The 20666-nt window shown below is 75.8% G+C and carries 15 protein-coding genes; 7 read left to right on the top strand and 8 right to left on the bottom strand.

Annotated elements, in window-relative coordinates:
* Nucleotides 1-299: 299 nt before the first annotated feature.
* A complete protein-coding gene (locus ACFU9E_RS19005; RefSeq protein WP_380681740.1) occupies nucleotides 300-2885 on the top strand; it encodes an ABC transporter permease in 2586 nt (861 codons plus the stop codon).
* Between the two features lie 79 nt (nucleotides 2886-2964).
* Here ACFU9E_RS19005 and ACFU9E_RS19000 read toward each other — a convergent pair whose 3' ends face one another.
* On the bottom strand, nucleotides 2965-3180 hold the full coding sequence (locus tag ACFU9E_RS19000) for a hypothetical protein (RefSeq protein ID WP_380681742.1): 216 nt from the start codon (nucleotides 3178-3180) through the stop codon (nucleotides 2965-2967).
* Between the two features lie 50 nt (nucleotides 3181-3230).
* Here ACFU9E_RS19000 and ACFU9E_RS18995 point away from each other — a divergent pair, with 50 nt between their 5' ends.
* Nucleotides 3231-3494: a hypothetical protein gene (locus ACFU9E_RS18995; protein WP_380681744.1), complete on the top strand. Its 264-nt coding sequence runs from the start codon at nucleotides 3231-3233 to the stop codon at nucleotides 3492-3494.
* A 62-nt stretch (nucleotides 3495-3556) separates the two neighbouring features.
* On the opposite strand, the gene ACFU9E_RS18990 is transcribed toward ACFU9E_RS18995, so the two are convergent.
* Complete coding sequence (locus ACFU9E_RS18990; protein ID WP_380681746.1) at nucleotides 3557-7789, bottom strand: CHAT domain-containing protein; 4233 nt, start codon at nucleotides 7787-7789, stop codon at nucleotides 3557-3559.
* Between the two features lie 152 nt (nucleotides 7790-7941).
* Between ACFU9E_RS18990 and ACFU9E_RS18985 the strand changes: the two genes are divergently transcribed.
* The 3 genes from ACFU9E_RS18985 to ACFU9E_RS18975 all read left to right on the top strand — a co-directional run bounded on the left by ACFU9E_RS18985 (nucleotide 7942) and on the right by ACFU9E_RS18975 (nucleotide 11022).
* On the top strand, nucleotides 7942-8508 hold the full coding sequence (locus ACFU9E_RS18985; RefSeq protein WP_380681748.1) for a hypothetical protein: 567 nt from the start codon (nucleotides 7942-7944) through the stop codon (nucleotides 8506-8508).
* Nucleotides 8509-8696: 188 nt separating this feature from the next.
* Nucleotides 8697-9893: a serine hydrolase domain-containing protein gene (locus tag ACFU9E_RS18980; RefSeq protein ID WP_380681750.1), complete on the top strand. Its 1197-nt coding sequence runs from the start codon at nucleotides 8697-8699 to the stop codon at nucleotides 9891-9893.
* 145 nt (nucleotides 9894-10038) lie between these two features.
* A complete protein-coding gene (locus ACFU9E_RS18975; protein ID WP_380681752.1) occupies nucleotides 10039-11022 on the top strand; it encodes an alpha/beta hydrolase in 984 nt (327 codons plus the stop codon).
* A gap of 18 nt (nucleotides 11023-11040) precedes the next feature.
* Here the strand turns inward: ACFU9E_RS18975 and ACFU9E_RS18970 are convergent, their stop codons facing one another.
* Nucleotides 11041-11469, bottom strand: a complete 429-nt coding sequence (locus tag ACFU9E_RS18970) for a nuclear transport factor 2 family protein (RefSeq protein ID WP_380681754.1) — start codon at nucleotides 11467-11469, stop codon at nucleotides 11041-11043.
* A gap of 135 nt (nucleotides 11470-11604) precedes the next feature.
* Between ACFU9E_RS18970 and ACFU9E_RS18965 the strand changes: the two genes are divergently transcribed.
* Complete coding sequence (locus ACFU9E_RS18965; RefSeq protein WP_380681756.1) at nucleotides 11605-12177, top strand: TetR/AcrR family transcriptional regulator; 573 nt, start codon at nucleotides 11605-11607, stop codon at nucleotides 12175-12177.
* A gap of 184 nt (nucleotides 12178-12361) precedes the next feature.
* Here ACFU9E_RS18965 and ACFU9E_RS18960 read toward each other — a convergent pair whose 3' ends face one another.
* Nucleotides 12362-15502, bottom strand: a complete 3141-nt coding sequence (locus ACFU9E_RS18960; RefSeq protein WP_380681758.1) for a hypothetical protein — start codon at nucleotides 15500-15502, stop codon at nucleotides 12362-12364.
* A gap of 29 nt (nucleotides 15503-15531) precedes the next feature.
* A complete protein-coding gene (locus tag ACFU9E_RS18955; RefSeq protein WP_380681760.1) occupies nucleotides 15532-15867 on the bottom strand; it encodes an FHA domain-containing protein in 336 nt (111 codons plus the stop codon).
* Between the two features lie 139 nt (nucleotides 15868-16006).
* Between ACFU9E_RS18955 and ACFU9E_RS18950 the strand changes: the two genes are divergently transcribed.
* Nucleotides 16007-16156, top strand: coding sequence for a hypothetical protein (locus ACFU9E_RS18950; RefSeq protein ID WP_380681762.1), 150 nt, complete (start codon nucleotides 16007-16009; stop codon nucleotides 16154-16156).
* 1 nt (nucleotide 16157) lies between these two features.
* Here the strand turns inward: ACFU9E_RS18950 and ACFU9E_RS18945 are convergent, their stop codons facing one another.
* The 3 genes from ACFU9E_RS18945 to ACFU9E_RS18935 are packed head-to-tail and all read right to left on the bottom strand — an operon-like array spanning nucleotide 16158 to nucleotide 20513.
* Nucleotides 16158-16865, bottom strand: a complete 708-nt coding sequence (locus tag ACFU9E_RS18945) for a 4Fe-4S cluster-binding domain-containing protein (RefSeq protein WP_380681764.1) — start codon at nucleotides 16863-16865, stop codon at nucleotides 16158-16160.
* Nucleotides 16853-19057 (bottom strand): AAA family ATPase, encoded by a 2205-nt coding sequence (locus ACFU9E_RS18940; RefSeq protein WP_380681766.1) that lies wholly within the window; start codon nucleotides 19055-19057, stop codon nucleotides 16853-16855. Before ACFU9E_RS18940 ends, ACFU9E_RS18945 begins: the two co-directional genes overlap by 13 nt.
* Nucleotides 19047-20513 carry a hypothetical protein gene (locus ACFU9E_RS18935; RefSeq protein ID WP_380681768.1) on the bottom strand — a complete coding sequence of 489 codons (1467 nt, stop codon included), beginning with the start codon at nucleotides 20511-20513 and terminating at the stop codon, nucleotides 19047-19049. The genes ACFU9E_RS18940 and ACFU9E_RS18935 overlap by 11 nt, the downstream gene beginning before the upstream one ends.
* Between the last annotated feature and the right edge of the window lie 153 nt (nucleotides 20514-20666).

Raw genomic sequence — 20666 nt, 5'->3', positions numbered from 1 at the left:
ATGCTAGGAAGCCCCCCCTCGGAGCGTCAATGGTCTGGACCAGTTTGGCCGGTGGGGCCGGGGTGACCAATGGGACGAGCGGGGACGCCCCGGGACAACCGGCCCCTCGGGGGCGGCGTACCTCCCGAGGAGGAGACGGACGGGCCCGCCTTCCGACGCCGGTGTGAACCTGAACACGACCTCATGGCTACCGAACGGGCCCCACCCGCCTCCTACGCTCGAAGTCGATCATCGGGAACACCCCCGGTGACCAGCGACGACGAGCCGCACACCGGCCGCGCACGGACAGACCGGGAACGATGACCACCTACCGCCACACCCTCGCCGAACTCCGCGGGCAGCTGCGCCAACTCCTCCTCAGCGGCGCCGCCGTCGCCCTCGGCGTGGCCTTCCTCATCGCCTCGGTCAGCGGCAGCGGCGCCCTCGTCGACTCGTTCGGCCAGAGCGCCGCGGCCGAGGTCGGGCCCGGGGACGTGCAGATCACCCTCCCGACCGCCGGCGGCGCGCCGGACACCGCTGCCGCCACGGCCACCGCCACGGCCGACCGGGCGCGGCAGGTGCCCGGCGTCGCCGCGCTCGCCCCGCGCCTCACCGGCCGCGGCGGACTGCTGACCGCCGACGGACGCCCGCTGGACGCGGCCGCCGTCGTCAGCTCCGTCGCCGCCGACCCCGGCCTGCGCTGGCAACTGCTCAAGTCCGGGCAGTGGCCCGCCGGAGCGGGCGAGGTGATGCTCGACGCCGACACCGCGCAGCGTCTGGGCCTCGGCCCCGGCGCGGACGTGCGGCTCACCCGGGCCGACGGCACGCCCGCCACCGCCCGGCTCACCGGCATCCTCGACGGCCGCGGCGCGCCCAGCCTCTCCGGACAGCCCGTCATCGCCGTCCCGGAGAACGCCGTCGACCGGTACGCCGTCGGCGCCGTCGCGACCCGGCTCGACCTCCGGCTCTCCCCCGGCACCTCGCCGACCCGTACCGTCGAGGCGCTGCGCGAGGCACTGCGCGGGGCGCCCGGCAGCACCGCCCCCGCGCCCGAGGTGCACACCCGGGAGGTCTCCGTTCGGGACGCCACCCGGTCGAGCGGCACCCTGTACGGCGTGGTGCTGGTCGCCGCGCTCTCCTTCGTGCTGATCGCGCTCGCGGTCGCCCGGATGGTCGTCGGCAACACCTTCACCGTCGTGCTCGCCCAGCGCACCCGCCAGCTGGCGCTGCTGCGCTGCATCGGCGCCGACCGCGTCCAGGTCCGCCGGCTGATCCGCCGCCAGGGCCTGCTGCTCGGCACGGGCGCCTCCGCCGCCGGCGTGCTGCTCGGCCTCGGGATCTGCGCCGTCGGCCAGGCCGTCGCGGCCGGTGCGGACCTCGGCCCGGTCCGCCTCTCGCTCGCCCCCTCGCCGCTGGTCTGCGTCCTCGCCGCGCTGTTCGGCATCCTGCTCACCCTGCTCGCCGTCCGCGGCCCCGCCAAGGCCGCCTCCGCCGTCCCGCCGATCGCCGCGCTCGGCGGCACCGGACACGGCGCCGGGCCGGGCGGGGCGGGCGGCACCGGCGCGCGGCTCCGGGCCACCGTGTGGGCGGTGTTCCTGCTGGTGGCGGGCACCGCCCTGGTCGTGCTCGGGACGCTCACCGCGCCGCCGCTCTCGCTGCTCGCCGTCACCGTGGGCGCCATCGCGAGCTTCTTCGGCGTCCTGCGGCTCGCCCACCGGCTGCTGCCCGCCGCGGTCGCCCTGCTCGGCGGCCCGGCCCGCCGTCTCGGCGGGACCGCCGGCCGGCTCGCCACCCGGCAACTGCGCCGCAACCCGCTGCGCACCGGCGCCACCGGCTCCGCGCTGCTGCTCGGGGTGACCGTGATGGTCGGCGCGGTCACCGCCCTGTCGATCACCTCCCACTCGCTGGTGCCCGCGCTCTCCGCCCGCCAGCCCGGCGTGTTCTCGGCGACGGCCGCCGGTGGTGATGGTGCCGGTGCCGGTGATGATCGTGCCGGTGCCGGTGGTGGCGCCCTGCCCGACGGGGCGCTCGCGGCGCTCACCGGGGAGCGCGAACTCTCCGTCACGCCGGTCCGCTCGGCCACCGTGCGCGTCGACGGCCGCGACACCGTGGTCGCCGCCGTCGACCCCGCCGGGCTCATCCCCACCGCCGACGACGTCGACCGCGCCCGCGCGCTGACCGACGGCGCCGCCCTCGGCGGCATCGAAAGCGGCCGCACCCTCACCGTGACCGGCACCGGAGGCCGCCCCGACAGCACCCTGCGGGTCGAACCCGGCCGCAGCCCCCTCCCGTTCACCCTCCAGACCGACGCCACCCTGCTGGTCACCCCCGCCACCCTCGACCGGATCGCCCCCGGGGCCCCCGCCACCACCGTCTGGATCACCCCCGCCGCCGGCACCGACCGCCCCACCGCCCGCCGCGCCATGGACCGCGCCCTCGCCGCCCACCCGCGACTCACCGTCACCGACACCGCCGCCCAGGCCGAGAGCCTGCGCTCGCTGCTCGACCGGATGATGCTGATCTCGATGGCCCTGCTCGGTTTCTCCGTCGTCATCGCCGGCCTCGGCGTCGCCGCCGCGCTCGTCCTCAGCATCAACGAACGCTCCCGCGAGATCGGCATGCTGCGCGCGGTCGGGATGTCCCGCAGCCAGTTGCGCCGCATGCTCACCCTGGAGGCACTGCTGCTCTCCCTCGCCACCGCCCTGCTCGGCACCGCCCTCGGGATCGGCTACGGCTGGGCCGGCGCACGCTCCGTCACCGCCACCCTCGGGACCCTCGGCGGCCCGCCCGTGCTCCCCGTCCTCGCCGCGCTCGCCCTCACCGTCCTCACCGGACTCGCCGCCGCCGTCCTTCCGGCCCGCCGCGTCGCCCGGATGACCGCCATCGCCGCCATGCGCACGTCGTAGCGGTCACCGTCCTCCTGCGCCGAGCTCCGAACTCGGCGTTCGACGTCGCGCACCCGGCGGGGCACCCGGCGCACAAGCCTCACCCGGATCCCGGCGGATGCGCCAGACCGACCAGCACCGCAACGGTCTTCTGCAGATCGGCCACTTCGTTCTCCAACTGGATGAGGCGCTGATCCACCTGTGGATTGACGAAGGTGCCGGTGACGACGACGTCTCCTTCGAACCTTCCTGCGTATCCGGTCGGATTCTTCGCCAGCAGAGCCGGCTGGTCCGCGTTCTTCGTTTCCGCCCACACACCGATGAAATTCCGGCTGGACCCCCACAAGCCCTGGCCAGGATCGGCGCATGACCAGGGACCTACGGATCGAGCAGGCGGAACTCCACTACGAGAACGCCGTGTTCGGTGGTGACGGGAGCGTGCTGGCGGCGGAGCAGGGGCTGCCCGGCGTGGCCGCCGACCTGGTCGGCCTCGGCTACCTCGCCGCCCAGCAGGACCGGCGCGAGGACGCCGCCGCCCTCGCCGAGGCGACCGAACTGGCCACGACCGCCGAGGCCCACGGCATCCTGCGCCGGATCGCCGAAGCCCGCAAGGATCTCGACCTTCCGTAGCCCCGTCCGCCCTCCCCCGAGCCGCCGAAGCCGCCAGGCCCGCCCACCGCGGTGTGCCCCCGTCAACCGCCCTGGTAGGCGAAGGCCGCCCAGACGTCGAGGGCGTCGGGGTCGCGGCGGGCGAGGGAGACGAGTTCGGGTGGCGCGTCCGGGGGCAGGCGACGGTCGGGGTCGAGCGCCCACAGCTGGGTGCGGCGCAGCGCCTCGACGGGCGGGTCGCCGGCGGCGAGGCGGCCGTGGAAGACGTACATCAGCACGCACACCATCTCGTCCACCACCTCCCAGCGCGAGCCGACCACTCCCGTCGCCCCGGCGGCGAGGAAGGCGCTGGAGAGGGTGAGCGCCTCGTCCACGTCGCCGCCGGTGTGGTCGCTGACGCAGGCGTCGAGGACGACCAGGCCGCCCGGCGAGTCCGGCGGACGGCCCTGGGCCTGGCGCAGGATGTCGCCCACCGGCAGCCGGCCCGACCGCTCCCCGGCCCGCGGGCCGGGCGCGAGCCCGAGATAGGCGTCCAGCGGCGACTCCCCGGACGGCACCGCGTGGCAGGCCAGGTGCAGGACGGACGCCCCGGCCCGCCCGGGCGCGGGCAACGCGGCCAGTACCTCCGCCGGGGTGCCCTCCCCCTCGGCGTCCTCGACGTAGCCGAGCAGCGTGCCGTGCGGGTAGTAGCCGGCGTGCAGGTACTCGGCCTCGGCCTCGGCGAACATCAGCTCCCGGGTCGGGTCACCGACGACCACCGGCCGTTCGGCGAGCGGCAGCCGGGGCCGCCGGACCACCTCGCAGAACTGCCGCGCGGAGGCCGCGTACGAGATCACCGCCCGTTCCACGGCCCGCACCGGCCGGCCACCGTCCCGCAGCCCGCTGCTGAGCAGCGCCGCGTGCCAGGGGACGCCGCCGAGTTCACCGAACGGCACCAGGACCAGCCGCGGCGGTGCGCCCGGGCCGCGGCGGACGGCCGCCCGCAGGGCGGGGTGACGCAGCAGCGGGCGCAGCACGGTGGTGCCGGCCCAGTCGCAGAGTTCGGCGAGGGTGGCCCGCCAGCGGCGCCGGGCGGCGATCCGCTGCGGGTGCCGGGGCGGCAGGCCGTCCAGGGTGGCCTGCCGGTCCAGGTGCGCCTGCCGGTAGGCGGCGAGCGGACCGCGCCCGGCGGAGCGCACCGCGTCGGCGCGGACCAGGGTGAGCGCCAGCAGGTGCAGGGCGCCCGCGCCGTCCTCGCCGGGCGTGACCAGCACCGCCTCGCCGCTGCGCCCGCCGCCGGGCGGCAGCAGGTAGACGAGGGCGTCGGCGCCGGCCGCGCGCAGGCCGCGGGCGATCTCGTCGAGCGGCGGCGGGGCCATCAGCGCCTCCCCGGCCGGGGAGGCGGCGAGCGCGGTGAGCGCGCGGCGGCGCAGGTCGTCCGGCATGGGGATGCCGGCACCGTCGGGCAGGGAGTCGAGCAGGGTGCCGGGCAGGCCGAGCAGCGCGTCGAAGTCGAAGGGGTCGGCGGCCGGGCCGTCCTGGGGGGCACCACCGGCCAGCCAGGAGTCGGCGAGCTCGGCGTGGCCGGAGGTGCGCAGCAGGTCCGGGACGTCGGTGGTGGCGGTGGAGGCGTGCAGCACCAGGCCCCGGCCCAGCTCCAGCGCCTCCACGGCGGCGCGCAGGTACGGCTCGCCGCCGGGCGCCGCCCCGTCCGGCGGCTCCTGCGACGCCTCCTCCGGCGCCTCCTCCCGGTCGGCGAGGTACCACCGGGCGATGGTCAGCGCCCGTGCGGCGCTCTCCCGGGCCACCACGAGCGCCGGGGCGGCCGCCGCCTGCAGCAGCGTGGCCGCGGCCGCCTCGCGCAGTCCGGCCAGCCCGGCTTCACGGCCCGCCCGCCGGTCGCCCGGCCCGAGCCGCGCGCGGTGGGCGTCGGCGATGAGGCGGCTCACCGCCGCCAGCACCTGGGTGGGCGTCCCGTGCCGCAGCCGTTCGCGCAGGGCCCCGGCGGTGGCCAGCAGGTCGACGGCGTCGGCGGGCCGGCGCACGGTACGGTAACGCAGCATCAGCAGGACGGCCCGCAGCAGTTGGGCACGGATGCCCTCCCTGCTGGCGGGGTCGGGGTCCTCGTCGGCGAGGAAGGTGTCGAGGTACCGCAGCGCGGTCTCGACCTGGCGCTCCGAGAAGGCGGCGGACACGGAGAACATCGCGAGCCCGCCGAGCGCGCTGGCCGCCCGCATGGTGAGCATGCCCTTGTGCAGGTGCCCGGCCGGGGTCCGATCCGCCGCCTCCACCATCAGCGCGACGGCGCGTGGCAGCAGTTCCGTCGGCCCGTGCAGCGCGAGGACGAACATGGCCGAGCCGAAGTCGCCGAGGGCCAGCAGCCGCAGGGGGTCGTCCTCGGGGATCGCCGCGACCAGCGGTTCCAGCGCGGCCACCGTCCGGGCCATCGACGGGACGTCGCCGGTCGTCACGGCCACCTGGAGGTCCAGCATCAGCCTGGTCCGCTCCAGGGCCGGCCGCTGGGTGGCCAGGAGCCGCTCCACGCCCGGGTATTCGGAGACCGAGAGGTGCGCGACCACCTCGTCGATGTAGCGGCGGCAGGCCTCCAGGTCCTGGTGGTCACCGCCGACGAGGTAGCGCTGGTAGAGGCTGCCCGCGAGGTTCTCCAGGTAGACGACCCGGTTGACGTCGTCCGGGGCCGCCCGGCGGAACGCGGCGCGCTGGTGGCGGATCGCCGCGTCCAGGTCACTGACGGCGTTGGTGAGCGCGAACCGCTTGGCCATCGCCGCCGCCAATGAACCGTGCAGCTGCTCGTCCGACCACAGGGCGTCCGGGGGCCGGTCGCGGGCGGAGCCGGCGGATTCGAGCAGGTCGATCGCCCGGTCCAGCTCGGCCCGGTCGGTGGAGAACTCCGTCCTCGACAGGGATGCGTCGGCGAGGTGCTGGAGGATCTCGCCGCGCAGGACGCCGTGGTCCCCCTCCTCCAGGGTGTCCGCCGCCCGGGTGAGGTGGTGGACGGCGTCCTCGATGCGGTACGTCTGCGGTTCGTGCTGGCCCAGCGCGTGGACGAGCGAGCCGAGCACCGCGTGCGACGGCGGCCGCACCGGGTCGTCCTCGGCCATGCCGGCCACGCCCTCGCGCAGCACCCCGACCGCCTCGCGGGCCTCGGCACTAACGGTGTGGCCCTGCCGGCGGGCCAGCGCGGAGAGGGTGTTGCCGAGCAGCCAGCGCACCGTCCCGCCCTGCGGGTGCTCGGGCGGAAGCAGCCGGCGCAGCTCGCGCAGCCGGGCGAGCCGGTGCGCGGCGTCCTCGGGGCGGATGCCCCCGCCGTCGCCCCGGGCGGCGTACAGGTCGACCAGCCGGAGGGCGGCGAACAGCCGGAAGGGGGAGTCCAGGGCGGCGGTGGCCGCGATCGCCTCCAGATGGGTGAGGGCACGCTCGGTGCACCGCTCGTCCAGGTCGTCCGGCCCGTCCAGCAGCAGCCGGACGAGGCGTTCCCGGGCCAGCAGCTCGATCGGGTCGGCGACCTCGTCCGGTCCCGGCTCGGCGTCGGCGTCGGGGCGGTACGGCGGCTCCCCGGGTTCGCTCCACGGCTCCGGGTACACCCGTTCGAGCAGGCCCTCCAACACGGCTTCGGCGGCGGTTCGTTCGGCGGCGCCGCGGTCGCTGTCGTTGCCGTCGCTGTCGTTGTCGTCGCGCTCGACGCCGTCGCGCTCGGCCCGGTCGGCAAGGGCGCGGCCGAGGGTGACGAGCGCCAAGTGGTGCTGCGCGTCGTACGCGGCCTCCGCCTCCTCCGCCGCGACGTCCCCGGCCTCGGCCCGCCGGGGATCGGGTGGCACCGGGACGGGACAGACGATCCGCAGCAGGTCGATCGCCCGGTCCAGGTCCTCCGGGCGGGCCGCCGGGTCGGCGACGCCGACGACCGCGTCGTCCTCGAAGCGCGCGTGCAGCAGCAGCCCGAGCCGGAACGCCGCCTCCGCCCACTCCGGCGCCTCCCGGTCGAACGCGGCCATCGTGAGAGCCAACAGCTCCGCCGCTTCGGCCCGTTCGGCGAGCACGGCGGGCCGCAGCTCCTCGTCCTCGACGAACTCCGGCTGTCCGGCGGCCCACCAGTAGCGCACGGACAGCGTCAGCCCGACCAGGTAGCGCGCCTCGGCGAGCGCCCCCGGCGGCACCTCCGGACCCGCCTCCTCCAGCTGGGTGCGCGCCGTCGAGAACGCCGTCAGTGCCCCGGACAGCGCCAGGCCGGCCCGCCGCGGATCGGGCGCCGCGTCGTACTCCTCCAGCAGCCGCCGACCGCGCCCGACCAGCACCTGCGCCTCGTCCACCACCGCCACCGGTCCTCCCCTCCCCGCACCACACTCTCGCACGGCGGGCGACCGCACCGCCGACACCTTGTCAATCCCCGCCGCCAACCACCGGAACCACCCCGTCCGATCCTTCGTTCGAGTGGTTTGAACACCACGGCACCGACCGGGAGAGGAGACCGATGCGGCCGCTGCTGCTGATCGACGTCGACGGCCCCCTGAACCCCTACGCGGCCAAGCCGCACCGCCGCCCCGAGGGCTACACCACGCACCGCCTCCTCACCCCGCGCTGGGAGGCCGCCGAACGCCGCCGCCTGACCGCGTACGGACTGCCCGACAGACCCGCCAAACCCCTACGCGTCTGGCTCAACCCGGAACACGGCCCGTCCCTCACCGCGCTGCCCTTCGATCTGGTCTGGGCAACGACCTGGGAACACGAAGCCGACGACTTCCTCGCACCCCTGCTCGGGCTGCCCGCACTCCCCGTCATCACCTGGTCCGAGCCCCGGCAGCAACCCGCGGACGGCGTGTTCTGGAAGACCCCCGACATCGTCAGCTGGGCGCGCGGCCGCCCGTTCGCCTGGATCGACGACCAGATCACCGCCGCCGACCACGCCTGGGTCCGCACCCACCACGCCGGCCCCGCCCTCCTCCACCACGTGGACCCGCGCACCGGCCTGACCACCGCCGACTTCACCACCCTGGCCGCCTGGGCCGCCGGCCTGCCGCCCCAGCCTCCGGAGCGGTGAGGACGGCCGGCGGTCAGGGCCGAGGACCGGCGGGGCGGGGGGGGACACCGCCACCTGACCGTAGGACCGATCGGATGGATCATCAGGCCTGATACCCGGCCCGCGCATCGGAGGGACGGTCCGGCGGCTCCTCGTCGCCGACGATCGGCTCAGCAGATCCGCTCCGAACCGCAGGAAGGCCCCGCACCATGAGAAGACGTTCCCCGGCCCGTACGCTCGGCGCGGCGGCGCTCGCCGTCGCCGGGCTGCTCCCGCTGACGCTGGGTGCCGCGCCGGCGGCCCCCGGGCCCGCTGCGGCACCGGTGGCCGTGACCACCGCCGAGGACCACGAGCTGAGCCCGGAGCTCCAGGCGAGGCTGGACGAAACGATCCAGCAGGTGATGCGGGAGGCGGGCATCCCCGGTGTGCAGGTCGACCTGCGGATCCCCGGTCAGGGCGACTACCTGCGGGCGTTCGGCGTCGCCGACAAGGAGACCGGCGCTCCCATGACCGACCGCCTGAACATGCGGATCGGCAGCGAGACCAAGACCTTCACCGCCACCGCCGTCCTGCAGCTGGTGGACGAGGGCCCGGTCGGCCTCGACGACCCGATCGCGAAGTATGTCGACGGCGTCCCGTCCGGCGAGGACATCCGGGTGCGCGACCTGCTCGACATGCGCAGCGGCCTCTTCCCGTACAGCTCGGACGAGGACTTCATCAACGCCTTCCTCGCCAACCCGAACCGCGTCTTCACCCCCGAGGAACTGCTCGCGTACGGCTACAAGCACGAGAACGAGTTCGCGCCGGGCGCGCAGTTCCAGTATTCGAACAGCAACTACATCCTGCTCGGCCTGCTGGTCGAGCGGGTGAGCGGCCGGAGCCTGGAGGCCTTCGTCCACGACCGCATCACCGAGCCCAGCGGGCTGCGCCGCACCCTCTTCCCCCGGGGCACCGAACTCCCCGAGCCGTACGCCCACGGCTACACCGACCAGACCCCCAGCGGCGCGGTCGCCGACTCCACGCACTGGGACCCCTCGTGGGCCTGGTCGGCGGGCGCGCTGGTCTCCGACCTGCACGACCTCAGCCACTGGGCGAAGGACGTCGCCACCGGCACCCTGCTGTCGCCCGGCACCCAGGCCCAGCGCCTGGCCGTCCTGCCGACCGGCGTCCCCGGTGCGGGCTACGGCCTCGGGATCTTCGACATCAACGGGTGGATCGGTCACAACGGCTCGCTGCCCGGCTACGAGAGCCTCACCATCTACCTGCCGGAGGAGTGCGCGACTCTGGTCGTGCTGCTCAACACCGACATCTCGTCCCAGGGTTCCGAACCCAGCACCCTGCTCGGCCGGGCCATCACCAGCGTGATCACCCCCGACCACGTCTACGACATCCCGCCGGGCAAGTAGCCCCGAGGCCGGAAACCGGGCGCCGGAGTGGGAAGTCGGACCGGCCGACTTTCCACTCCGGCGGGGTGCCGGGCGGTCCGGCCTGGCAGGCTGGGCGGGTCGGGGCCTCCGGCAGGGACGACGGGACGAGGGGCGGGCGGGGTTCATGAGGGGCGGCAGCGAGGGCGGCGGGGCTGCGACTCCCCCGCCGTTCGATCCGGAGTTGAGTGCCGCGCTGACGTCCGCGGGGGCGGTGGCGCGGGGGCCGGTCACCCCGGAGAACCTCGCCGCGTGGCAGGAGCGGGACGCCGCCGTCCGCCCCCGCCCGACCGTGGAGGTGCTGCGGGACGGCGGGCGGTTCGAGGTGGCGGAGCTGGACGCGTCGGGCGTACGGCTGGTGAGTGCCCGGCCCACCGGGGCGGGCGGGCCGCTGCCGCTGCTCTACTACCTGCACGGCGGCGGTCTGATCACCGGCAACGCCTGGTCGGTACTCCCCCGGCTGCTGCGGGAGTTGGCCGAGCCGCTCGGGATCGCCGTCATCTCCGTCGAGTACCCGCTGGCGCCGGCGGCGCCGTACCCGGCCGCGGTCGAGGCCTGCTTCGCCGGGCTGCGCTGGACGACCGACCGCGCGCGGCGGCTGGGCGTCGACGCCGGGCGTGTCGTGGTCGGCGGCAAGAGCGCCGGGGGCGGCCTCGCCGCGGCGCTCGCCCTGCTGACCCGCGACCGCGGCGGGCCGGCCCCGGTCGGACAGCTGCTGCTGAGCCCGATGCTCGACGACCGCAACAACAGCTTCTCCGCCCGCCAGTTGGCCGGCCACGACACCTGGGACCGGACCTCCAACGCGACGGCCTGGCGGGCCGCGCTCGGCGAGCTCCACGGCGCCCCCGAGCTGCCGCCGTCCGCGGCCCCGGCGCGGGCCGCGGACCTGTCGGGGCTGCCCCCGGCCTACGTCGAGGTCGGGTCGGCCGAGACCTTCCGCGACGAGGCCGTGGCGTACGCCGACGGGATCTGGCGGGCCGGCGGCGAGGCCGAACTGCACGTCTGGCCGGGCGCGTTCCACGGCTTCGACACCTTCGCGCCGGAGGCGGCGCTCAGCCGGGACGCCCGCGACGCCCGGATCCGTTGGCTCCGCCGGCTCCTCGCGCGCTGAGCACCCGGACGGCAGCGGCTACCGCGCGGCCGGCTGCGGCGGGGAGCCGAGGAGGTCAGCGAGGGCGAGGTGGTCGTGGAAGTCGCGGCTGTGCACGATGAGGCCGTCACGCACGCGCAGTACCTGGAGGTTGGCGACGGTCGACTCCCGCCCGGTGGTGCGGTGGCGGACGTCGTAGTCCCACTCGCCGACGACCACCTCGGGGTCGTCGGTCGCGCGGACGACGACGTTACGGGCGCCCAGGTCCAGCGGCGAGTGCTCACCGACGGCGAGGAAACGCTCCCGCAGGGCCTCGCGCCCCTCCAACCTGCGCGGGCCGACCGGCTCGAACACCATCTCCACCACGGCGTCCTCGGCGTAGAGCCCGGCCAGTTCGGCGAACCGACCGGCCGTGATGCCGTCGAGCAGCGCGTGGAAGACCTCGCGCGGCGAGCGCGTTTCGGACATGATCAACCCCCGGAACGATATGTGCGCCACCGGAATCGGACCGGCGACTCCGCTTAGACCATACGGACTGACCACTCCGGTTGTCCAGGGCCGGGCGTCCGTCGTTCCCGCCAACGAGAAAAGGGAGTTGGAGAGTTGACCGGCACTCAGGACCGTCCGCTCCGGGCGGACGCGGCCCGCAACCGGGCCAGACTGCTGAACGCCGCCACCGAGGTGTTCACCACTCGGGGCGTCGGCGTCCCGACCGAGGAGATCGCCCGCGCCGCCGGGGTCGGGGTCGGCACGCTGTTCCGCCACTTCCCCACCAAGGAGGCGCTGCTGGAGGCCGTGATGGTGCGCCGACTGGAGACGGTCGCCGCCGGGGCGGCCCGGGTGGCCGCCGAATCCGCGCCCGCCGACGCCCTGTTCGCCTGCTTCCGGCTGATCGCCGAACAGTCGGTGGGCAAGAACGCGTTCGCCCAGGCGCTCACGGCGGCGGGGGTCGACGTCCACACCTCCCTGCGCGCCCCCTCGGCCGCGATCCGCGAACTGCTGGCCGACCTCCTGCGGCGCGCCCAGCTCGCCGGCACCGCCCGCCCCGAACTGACCCTGCCCGAACTCCTCGCCCTCCTCGTCGGCACCAACGCCGCCCTGGAGCAACTGGGCCCCGACCCAGCCGCCCGCGAGCACATCCTGACAATCCTCCTCGACGGCCTGCGCCCACACTGACCCCGAGCGGGAGTAGGAAGTCGGCCGGCCCGACTTCCCGCTCTCGCACGCGCATGGATCGACGGGAGCGGAGCAGAAAGTCGACGGACCCGACTTCCGAAGCCCACCAGCCACCCGACTCCAAGTTGCCTACGCGCATGGATTGCGCGGGCGGGTGGAGTGGGAAGTCGGCTGGGCCGACTTTCTACTCCGCCGCGGGGGTGGGGAGGCGGCGGGTGGTCCAGAGGGCGAGGTAGCAGGCGAGGGGGAGCATGAGGAGGAGGGCGGCCCAGAAGGCGGCGTGGCCCCAGAGGGTGGCGAGGGAACGGAACCAGGGGCCCAGGACGGGGATGCGGAGGGCTTCGAAGGGGCCCAGGGGCGGGGGCCAGGCGCCGAGCACGGCCGTGCCGACCGCGGAGCCGGCGAGGAGACGGCGGGCCGCGCCGGGGGTGGCGCAGGCGGCGAGGAAGGCCAGGAAGGCCAGGAGCAGCAGGTAGTCGGCCTGGTAGGCGGCGCCGACCTGGCCGGTGCCCCAGGACTCCGGCGTGAGGTGGCGGTCCCGGTCGACGACGGCGATCCGGACCTCGACCGCCGACCACAGCAGCAGGGTCAGCACGAGGGTCCCGCCCAGCCAGAACAGCAGCCGGTCGCGGAAGCCGACGACCCCGCCCCCGCGGGCGGCGCGGCGGCGGGCGGCGGCGCGCCGACGGTCACCGGCCGCCCGTTCCGAGGCCGTGTGGGCGGAGCTGAGCAGCCAGGTCACCGGGCGGTTGTTGAGGTACAGCGCGAGCACGATCGCCACCAGCGCGCCGACACCCGTCCAGTTCTCCATTCCGCCACCGAACCTGACCACCCGGTCGACCACCGGCTGCGGCGCTTCGAGCACCGTCATCGGCGGGCCGAGGTGCAGATAGCCGATGGTGAGCGAGGCGGCGATCACGAGGAACAGCATCCGCCGCCCGACCCGGGCCGGGAACGCGACCACCGCCACCGCCGCGACCAGCACCGCACCGAGCTGGCCGGCCGTCGCCAGCGCCGCGGCCTCGCCGACCGTCCGCAGCGGGCCGTCGAAGGGACCGCCCGGCAGCAGCCGCCCGCCCGCGCCGAAGTCGACGGCGAACCGCAGCACCGCCCCCGACCAGAGCGTGAGGCCGAGCGCGAAGAACAGCAGCACGGCCGCCACCGCGCGCCGGGGCAGCGCGGTGCGTGCGCCGCCCCACCAGGCGCGCACATCCACCTTCCGCTCCCCGCGGGCGCGCCCGCGATCCGCGCCGCCCGCCCGGACGCTGCGCACCTGCAGCACGGCCGCCGCCGCGAGCACGCCCCGTCCGTCGGCCGTCGTCGGATCGGCGGCGAGCGCGCGGCGGCTGAGGTCCGACCACCGACGGAAACCGTCACGATCACCGATACGCACCCGCGCCGCCACGGCCTCGACGGCGGCGGCCGCCCGCTGGACCCCCGTGGGCAGCGCCGCCAGCGGGCCCGGCAGCAGGGAGAGCCGCCGGACGACGGCGCGCCGCTGCTGCTGCGGCTGGATGGCGAGCAGCAGCACCCAACGCCGCGCGGCCGCCCGTTCGTTCGCGGTCAGCCCACCGCCGCCGGTGCGCCCGCCGAGGGTGCGGGCCTCGCGCTCGACCGCGTCCAGTACGGCCGCCGTCCCGCTGAGCGCGAGCAGCCGGGCGCAGGCCCCCTCCCGGCAGTCGGCGTGCCCGCAGTGGAAGCGGGCGGCGAGCCCGACCAGCCCGGCGGTGACCAGCTCCTCGACGAATCCCGGCCCGTCGGCCTCCCCCGCCAGCTGGGCGAGCCCGGCCGCGTCCACCCGGCGGTCCCGCACGTACGGGACGGCCTCCGGCGTGAACGCCACGCCGAGCGCCAGCACCGCCCGGGAGGCCGCCGCCGACTTGTCGGCCGGGGTGCCGCGCTCGACGTCCTTGAGGTAGTGCAGGTCCAGGACGGTGTCCTTCACCTCGTCCCGAAGCCAGTCGCGCAGCCGCCGCGCACCACCGCTGACCAGCCACGCCGCCGCGTCCGCCGACCGTCCGAGCAGCGCCTCGGCGAGCGCGGCCGGATCGCGGAAGTCCTGGCCGCGGAAGGCGATCGGACGGTGCGCGGGCGGAGTCGGGACGGGCTCGGGCTGCGGCGGGTCGACCCGGCTGCGGACCACCTCCGGGCTGGCGCCGGTCAGCCACGCGCGCACCTGGTCCGCCGTCCAGCGGTCGGCGGGGTCCTTGGTGAACAGGCCCTGGAGCAGCAGTCGGCGGCGCTCGTCGGGGATCGCCGAGACGTCCACCTCGGCGTCCATCACCAGCCGGATCTGCAGCGCCTCGTCGCTGATCAGCCCGCCGTCCGCGCGCCGGTAGCGGCCGGCGCCGGTGAACACCTCGTAGAGGATGGTGCCGAGCGCCCACCACGGGCCCGCCGGATGGTTGTGGCCGGCGAGCTGTTCGGGCGCCATGTAGGCGACGGTGACCTGCATGTCGGCGGAGAAGCGGCGGCTGGCGGTCAGCTTGGCCACGCCGCCGAAGTCGGCCACCACGAACTGGGCGGCGGAGCGGCCGTCCGTCCCGGCGGGGCGGACCAGGATGTTGGCGGGCTTGAAGTCGACCGGGTTGCGCGCGATGGTGCTCTGCCAGAAGGCCAGCAGGTCCACCAGTTCGCGGATGATCCGCTCGCTCTCGCCGCGCCGGTCCAGGCGGCGCCGGGTGCGCAGCTCGTCGACGTGGTCGGCGAGGGTGACCGGGAGGTACTCCATCGCCATCCAGTCGCACAGCGCGCCCGCGTGCTCGACCTGGCCGTGGCCGAGGATCTCGGGGACGTGCCGGCGGAAGGCGGGGTCCCCGGCGAGGTGGGCGAGGAGTTCGGTGTCGGCCCGCACACCGGGGTTGCCGACCTTCACGGCCGCCTCGCCGGCGCCGTCGGCGCGGCGGACGTGCCAGACGGTGCCCTCGCTGCCGGAGCCGACGGGGCCCAGGGGGTGGTAGCGGTCGGTGAGGGCGGCGGGGAAGGCGCCGGACGGGTCGGAGGCCGACGCGGCGGGGGTGGCGGGTTCGGCCGACTCGCCGGGCTCGGCGGGTCCGGCGGGGCCGCCCGGCCGCTGGACGCGGGTGGGGGCGCCGCGCTGCACGCGGGTGCGCGGGCCCGGGACGGCGCCACTGGGGCCGGGGCCGGGAGCGGGGGTCGGGCGCGCGCGCTGGACGCGGGTGCGCGGGCTCTCGGCAGCGGCGGTGGTGCCGCCGTCCCCGGGGTCCGGCTGCGGGGGCCGGCCGCCAGCGCGGCCCCGGCCGTTCGCCCGCCCGCGGCCCTGCTTGCGGGTGGCCGGGCTCGGCTCCGGCGGTGTGTCGGCCATCGCGCCGTTCTCCTCCTCGCGTCCCCCGCTCACCGGGGTGCGCCGAACTCGTCGATCTCGATCACCTGGGCGTCCACGTCCAGCGCGAACCGCAGCCGCGCGCCCGGCCCGACGCGGGTCGGGGTGGTGATCCGGCGGCCGTCGACGAACGTGCCGTTGGTCGAGTCCAGGTCCTCGACGTGCAGCGCGCCGTCGATCCAGCGCAGCCGGGCGTGGTGGCGGGAGAGCTGGTCGAGGGCGGCCAGGCCGGGGACGGCGGCGCAGTCGGGCTCGTCGCGGCCGACGGCCAGTCCGCCGCCCCCGCGCCGGCCCTCGGCGCGGACGGGCAGCAGGGCCCCGGCGATCACCAGGGCGAGCCGGACCACCGGCTGCCGGGTCGGTCCGGCCGGACGGGCAGGGCGCGCCGGCCGGGCAGGGCGCGCCGGACGGGTAACCGGCCCGGGCCCGGGCCCGGGCTCACGGTCCGCGGCGTCGACGGGCGGCGCGGCCTGCGGTGCCGGCGATGTGGGTGGCACAGGCGGTGTCGGCGGCGAGGGCGGCGGCGTGTCCTCGGCCGGGTCGTACCGCTCCAGTTGCTGGAACATGTGCACCTGGCAGTACCCCCGGGTGGCCGAGGTCGGACACTCCCCCGGCGCGCCCACCGGGCAGCGGTAGATCACGGTCGCCAAGAGTTCTCCCGAAGTGTCACGCCGCGCCGGACCAGGTCGCGTTCGATCCGGCTCAGGTCCCCGGGGCGCGGCACCCCGATCACCCGGACCTCGCCCTCGCTCACGTGCACCTGGAGTTCGGGCCGCTCCGGCCGGTGCTCCAGGAAGGGCGCGTACCGCTCGCGGCCGAGCGCCGTTCGGGTGACGAGCCGCTGGTTGGCCGAGCCGCGCCAGGCCAGCCGGGTGGGCTGCCCGGCCCGGTAGCGGCCGGTGATCACCGCGTCCGCCCCGTCCAGGGCGGCTGCGGTGGCCGGGTCGGCGGCCAGTTCCTCCGGCTCCCAGCCGGTGTACACCAGCAGGTCGGCGACGGCCCCGGCCCGGCGGCGTTCCGCGTCGGCGGCGGCGAGCAGTGCGGCGAGGGCCGCGGGCTGCTCCAGGGGTTCGCCGCCGCTGACGGTGAGGCCGTCGAGACCGTCGGCGAGCGCGGCCCGCCACAGGGCGGCGAACCGGTCGACCGTCAACTCCCGCCCGGTGGAAGGGTCCCAGGTGTGCCGGGACATGCAGCCGGGGCAGGCCAGCGTGCATCCCTGGAACCAGACGCCGAGCCGTCGGCCGGGGCCGAGCGCGGTCACCGGCCGGGAGACCTGGGCGACCAGGGCGGCCGGGACGACCGGGCCGGCCACGCCGTCCGTCCCGTCCGCGCTCAGGCCGGCCACCGTTCGACCTCCAGGCGGTAGCCCTCGCCGTCCTCGTCACCCTCGACGGCGACCACCTCGATCCGGTCGCCGCGCCGCGGCGGGGTCCGGAAGATCTCCCTGGCCAGCGGGTTGACCAGCGCCGACTCGACGGCGGTCAGCACACCGCGACCGCCGTGGTCCAGCCGCCGGGTGGCCTCGACCCGCAGCACCTCCCAGGCGTCGTCGGAGAGGGTGAGTGCGGCGCCGTGGACCTCCTGGACGCGGGACGCCACCGAGGCGATGGCCTTGTCGAGGATCTGCGGCACCCACTTCTCCTGCATGAAGTCCATCGGGATGAAGTTGTCGCCGAAGCGGTTGCGCAGCTCGGGCCGCTTGATCTGGTCGTTGAAGAAGACGTCGAAGGCGTCGCGCAGAGCCTGACGCACCATCACCGGATCGTCGTGACGGCTGAGTTCCCGCCGGACCGTGCGAGGCCCGGCGCTCCCGTACGCCCCGGCGCTCCCGCCGTTCCCGCCACTCCCACCGCTCCCGGCGCTCCCGGCGCTCCCGTCCGCGACCGCCGCCCCGCTGCCGGGCTCCTCGCCGTCCGCCTTGGCCCCGCCGTTCGGCGGATCGCCCACCACCATCGCGGTGATGCCGAGATTGGAGGTGAAGATCAGTACGCACTCGGTGAAGTAGACGGTGGCACCGTGCCCGTCGGTGAGCCGCCCGTCCTCCAGGATCTGCAGGAAGAGGTCGAACAGTCGCGGGTTCGCCTTGTCGATCTCGTCGAAGAGCAGCACGCTCATCGGGTTGGCCCTGACGGCGTTGGTGAGTTCACCGCCCGCGTCGTGGCCGACGAAACCCGGCGGGGCGCCGATCAGACGGTCGCGGGCGTGCTCCTCGGCGAACTCGCTCATGTCGAAGCGGATCGGCCGGGCGTCCTTGCCGAGGATCATCTCGGCTACGCCCTTGGCGAGTTCGGTCTTTCCGACTCCGGTCGGGCCGGACAGGAAGAGCGTTCCGCGCGGCCGGCTGGGCGAGCTGGAGGCCTGGGCGCCGTTGAGCCCGGCCGCCGAGCGCATGAAGATCTCCAGGGTGCGGCGGACGGCGTGCGGCTGGCCGATCACCTTGCTGTTGAGGAACTCCTCACCGTCGACGATGCGTTCGCGCAGTTCGGCGGTCGCCCACGGGTTGTCGAGCACGCCGATCCGGTAGAGGCGGGCGGCCTCGTCGAGCCGCTGGACCGGAAGGCCGCGGTCCAGGGCCATCCGGCCTATCGCCATCACCTCGGAACTGCCCATCCCGTGAGAGGAGTTGGCGAGCGCCTTGGCCGCCGCCGCGGTCTCCTCCGCGGTGAGGGACGGTCCGCCGGTCGCCGCCTGGTAGCGGGCGAGTCCGCCGACCACGTGCCGCGCCGCCGCGAGCCGCTGGTCGTGCGGCGGCTCCGGCACGTTGATCACCCGCAGGGCGCGGCTGCCGACCGCGAACTCCCTGGGCAGCTCCTCCTGCCGCTCCACCACCCAGACCACCGTGTTGTACGGCGTGACCGCGGTCGCGCCCTGCACCGGCCGCGCGGTGTGACCCAACTCCTCGGCTGCGGCGAAGAGTCGGGCGGCTTCACCGGCGACGGGCGCCTGCGGCGATCCCAGCCGGCCGGCATACGGGACGACCAGGGCGATCGGCGGGCCGGGGTGCTGGACGACGGCGACCATCGCGTCGCGCAGACGGTCCAGCATGTCGGGCTCACCGTCGTCGTCCTCGCCGGAACCACCCTCGCCGGAGCCGTTCGCCGCCGGACCGTTCGCCGCCGAGCCGTCCGACCGCTGACCGCCGCCGCCACGCCGCCACCGCTCGTCGCGCTCGACGAACTCCCGGATCGCCCGGGGGATCTGCTCCACCGTGGCACTCAGCCGCAGCAGGGCGATGCGGTCGTTGACCTGGTCGACGAACGCGATCGCCCCGTACTCGCGGGCCGCGCAGAGCGATTCGATCACTCCCCCGAGGCTGTACGGCGCGAGCGTCTCGCTGCTGCCGGCGGCGTGGTCGTCGGGCAGCAGGTACTGGTCGCGGACGTTGCCGGTGAGCAGCACCTGCGGGTAGACGGTGAGCGCCATGTCCAGCTCGCGGATCCAACTGGGCGTGCCGGTGGCCGGGGTGTCCTCGTCCGGCGCCGCCGGGGCGTCCTTGCGCAGGTCCGCGCGGTCCTCGGGAGGGGGCTCAGCGGTCACGGTGGCGCTCCTGCGGCTTGGTGCGGAAGCCGGTCGACTCGGTCCTGGCGTCGCGCTTCTTCGGCTTCGGACGGCGGCGCGGCGGCGCGGCCTCGGACGGCGGCTGCGGCCACCAGCCGCCCGGGACGAGTCCGGCCGCCAGCGCGCCCGGCGGCATCGCGGACGTCCGCTGCAACTGGACACCGCGCTGCCGGATGCCGTCCTCGATGGCGGGCAACTGCTCGTCGCAGAACCACTCCTGGACGGCCTCGTCCCGTTCCTCTTCCTCCTCCGCGCCCTGTTCCCCGTCGGCGGTGCCGGCGTCGTCGCGGCGGACGACCGCCGTCGACAGGGTCGCCCGGTCCGGTGCGAGCACCAGCCGCAGCCCGTAGCCGGAGGCGGGCGGCTCGTCGTCCGTCTCCCCCTCGCCGGATGCCGCCGTACGCCCGGGGTCCGGATCGCCGAACGGCACCACCACCTCGCCCTCCTCGGCGAGCAGGTCCGCGAAGTCCGCGCCCACCTGGTAGTCCCGCTCGCGCAGCACCTCGGCGAGCGCCGCCGCGACCGGCGCCCGGTGGCGGCGCGCGTCCGCCCGGGCCACCGCCGCCTCCACGGCGGGCCGCAGGTACGCCGGGTCCTCGGCGGCGGCGAGGTCGGCGACCAGCCGGTCCCGGTCGGCCGGCTCCGCGTCCTGGGCCAGCTCCACCAGGGCGGCGCGTTGTTCGGCGCGCTCCTCCTCGCGGGTGCGGCGCTGCACCGAGTGCTGGACGAGCGCGGCGAGGTCGGTGAGGGTCGTCCGGGCGTCGGAGACGGTACCGGCCGCCTTCAGGGTGCGCACCAGGCCGGCGACCCGTTCGAGGTCGACCGGGTCGCAGCGGGGCACGTCGCGGTCCAGGATCGCCTGCGCCTCGACGAGGGCGCCGGACCGGACCCGCTCGATCCGCTCGACCCGTTCACGCTCGGCGGCCTCGGCGGCGGAAGCGGCGGCCTCGGCGGCGGCCACGGGATCGGCTGCACCACCCCGGCCGGAACGGGCCGGACGCGGGCGTTCCGGTTCGACCACCGCCTCCGGCAGCACCGCTGACCAGACGTCCTGGACCGCCTCCTCCAACTCCCGCGCCGCACGGGCGTTGGCCGCCCACGCCCGCTCGACCGCCCGCGTCAGCTCGGCCTCGTCCGCCCCCGCCCGGACGGTGACCGTCTCCACGGTCACTCGGTCCGTCCGGTACGCGCGCCGCAGCCGCTGGGCCTCGCCGCGCAGCCCCTGCGCCTCCTCGCCCAGCTCATTGAGCTTGGCCCGCAGCCCGGCCCGGCGCTCCTCGGCGGCCAGCCTGGCCCGCAGCGCCACCCGGGCCTCCTCGGCCTGCCGGAGGTTCGCGGCGCGCTGGGCCTCAGCGGCCAACCGGGCGCGCAACTGCCGCCGGCGCTCGGCCTCCTGATCGACGTAGGACCACCCGTATCCCGCAGAAATGCTCACCGGCCGCCTTCCGAGCGCGAGTCGTGACCTGCGGCACGAACCGGGAACGCGCCACATGTCGAACGACCGCTCGCACACCGGCACCGCCCCCGAGGTGCTGCTGAGCAACCATCATGCCGCAGAACCGGCCTGATCCGTCCTGCCTTTGCGAAT

Origin of the sequence: Kitasatospora sp. NPDC057595, assembly GCF_042800875.1 — a bacterium.
Lineage (GTDB): Bacteria > Actinomycetota > Actinomycetes > Streptomycetales > Streptomycetaceae > Kitasatospora.
Note: the sequence above shows the minus strand (reverse complement) of the source record. Positions and strands in the feature narration are given on the sequence as shown.

What these genes read in the sequence shown, in the direction of transcription:
- ACFU9E_RS19005 (WP_380681740.1), top strand. Translation starts at nt 300, where the DNA reads ATGACCACCTACCGCCACACCCTCGCCGAACTCCGCGGGCAGCTGCGC.
- ACFU9E_RS18995 (WP_380681744.1), top strand. Translation starts at nt 3,231, where the DNA reads ATGACCAGGGACCTACGGATCGAGCAGGCGGAACTCCACTACGAGAAC.
- ACFU9E_RS18985 (WP_380681748.1), top strand. Translation starts at nt 7,942, where the DNA reads ATGCGGCCGCTGCTGCTGATCGACGTCGACGGCCCCCTGAACCCCTAC.
- ACFU9E_RS18980 (WP_380681750.1), top strand. Translation starts at nt 8,697, where the DNA reads ATGAGAAGACGTTCCCCGGCCCGTACGCTCGGCGCGGCGGCGCTCGCC.
- ACFU9E_RS18975 (WP_380681752.1), top strand. Translation starts at nt 10,039, where the DNA reads ATGAGGGGCGGCAGCGAGGGCGGCGGGGCTGCGACTCCCCCGCCGTTC.
- ACFU9E_RS18970 (WP_380681754.1), bottom strand. Translation starts at nt 11,469, where the DNA reads ATGTCCGAAACGCGCTCGCCGCGCGAGGTCTTCCACGCGCTGCTCGAC.
- ACFU9E_RS18960 (WP_380681758.1), bottom strand. Translation starts at nt 15,502, where the DNA reads ATGGCCGACACACCGCCGGAGCCGAGCCCGGCCACCCGCAAGCAGGGC.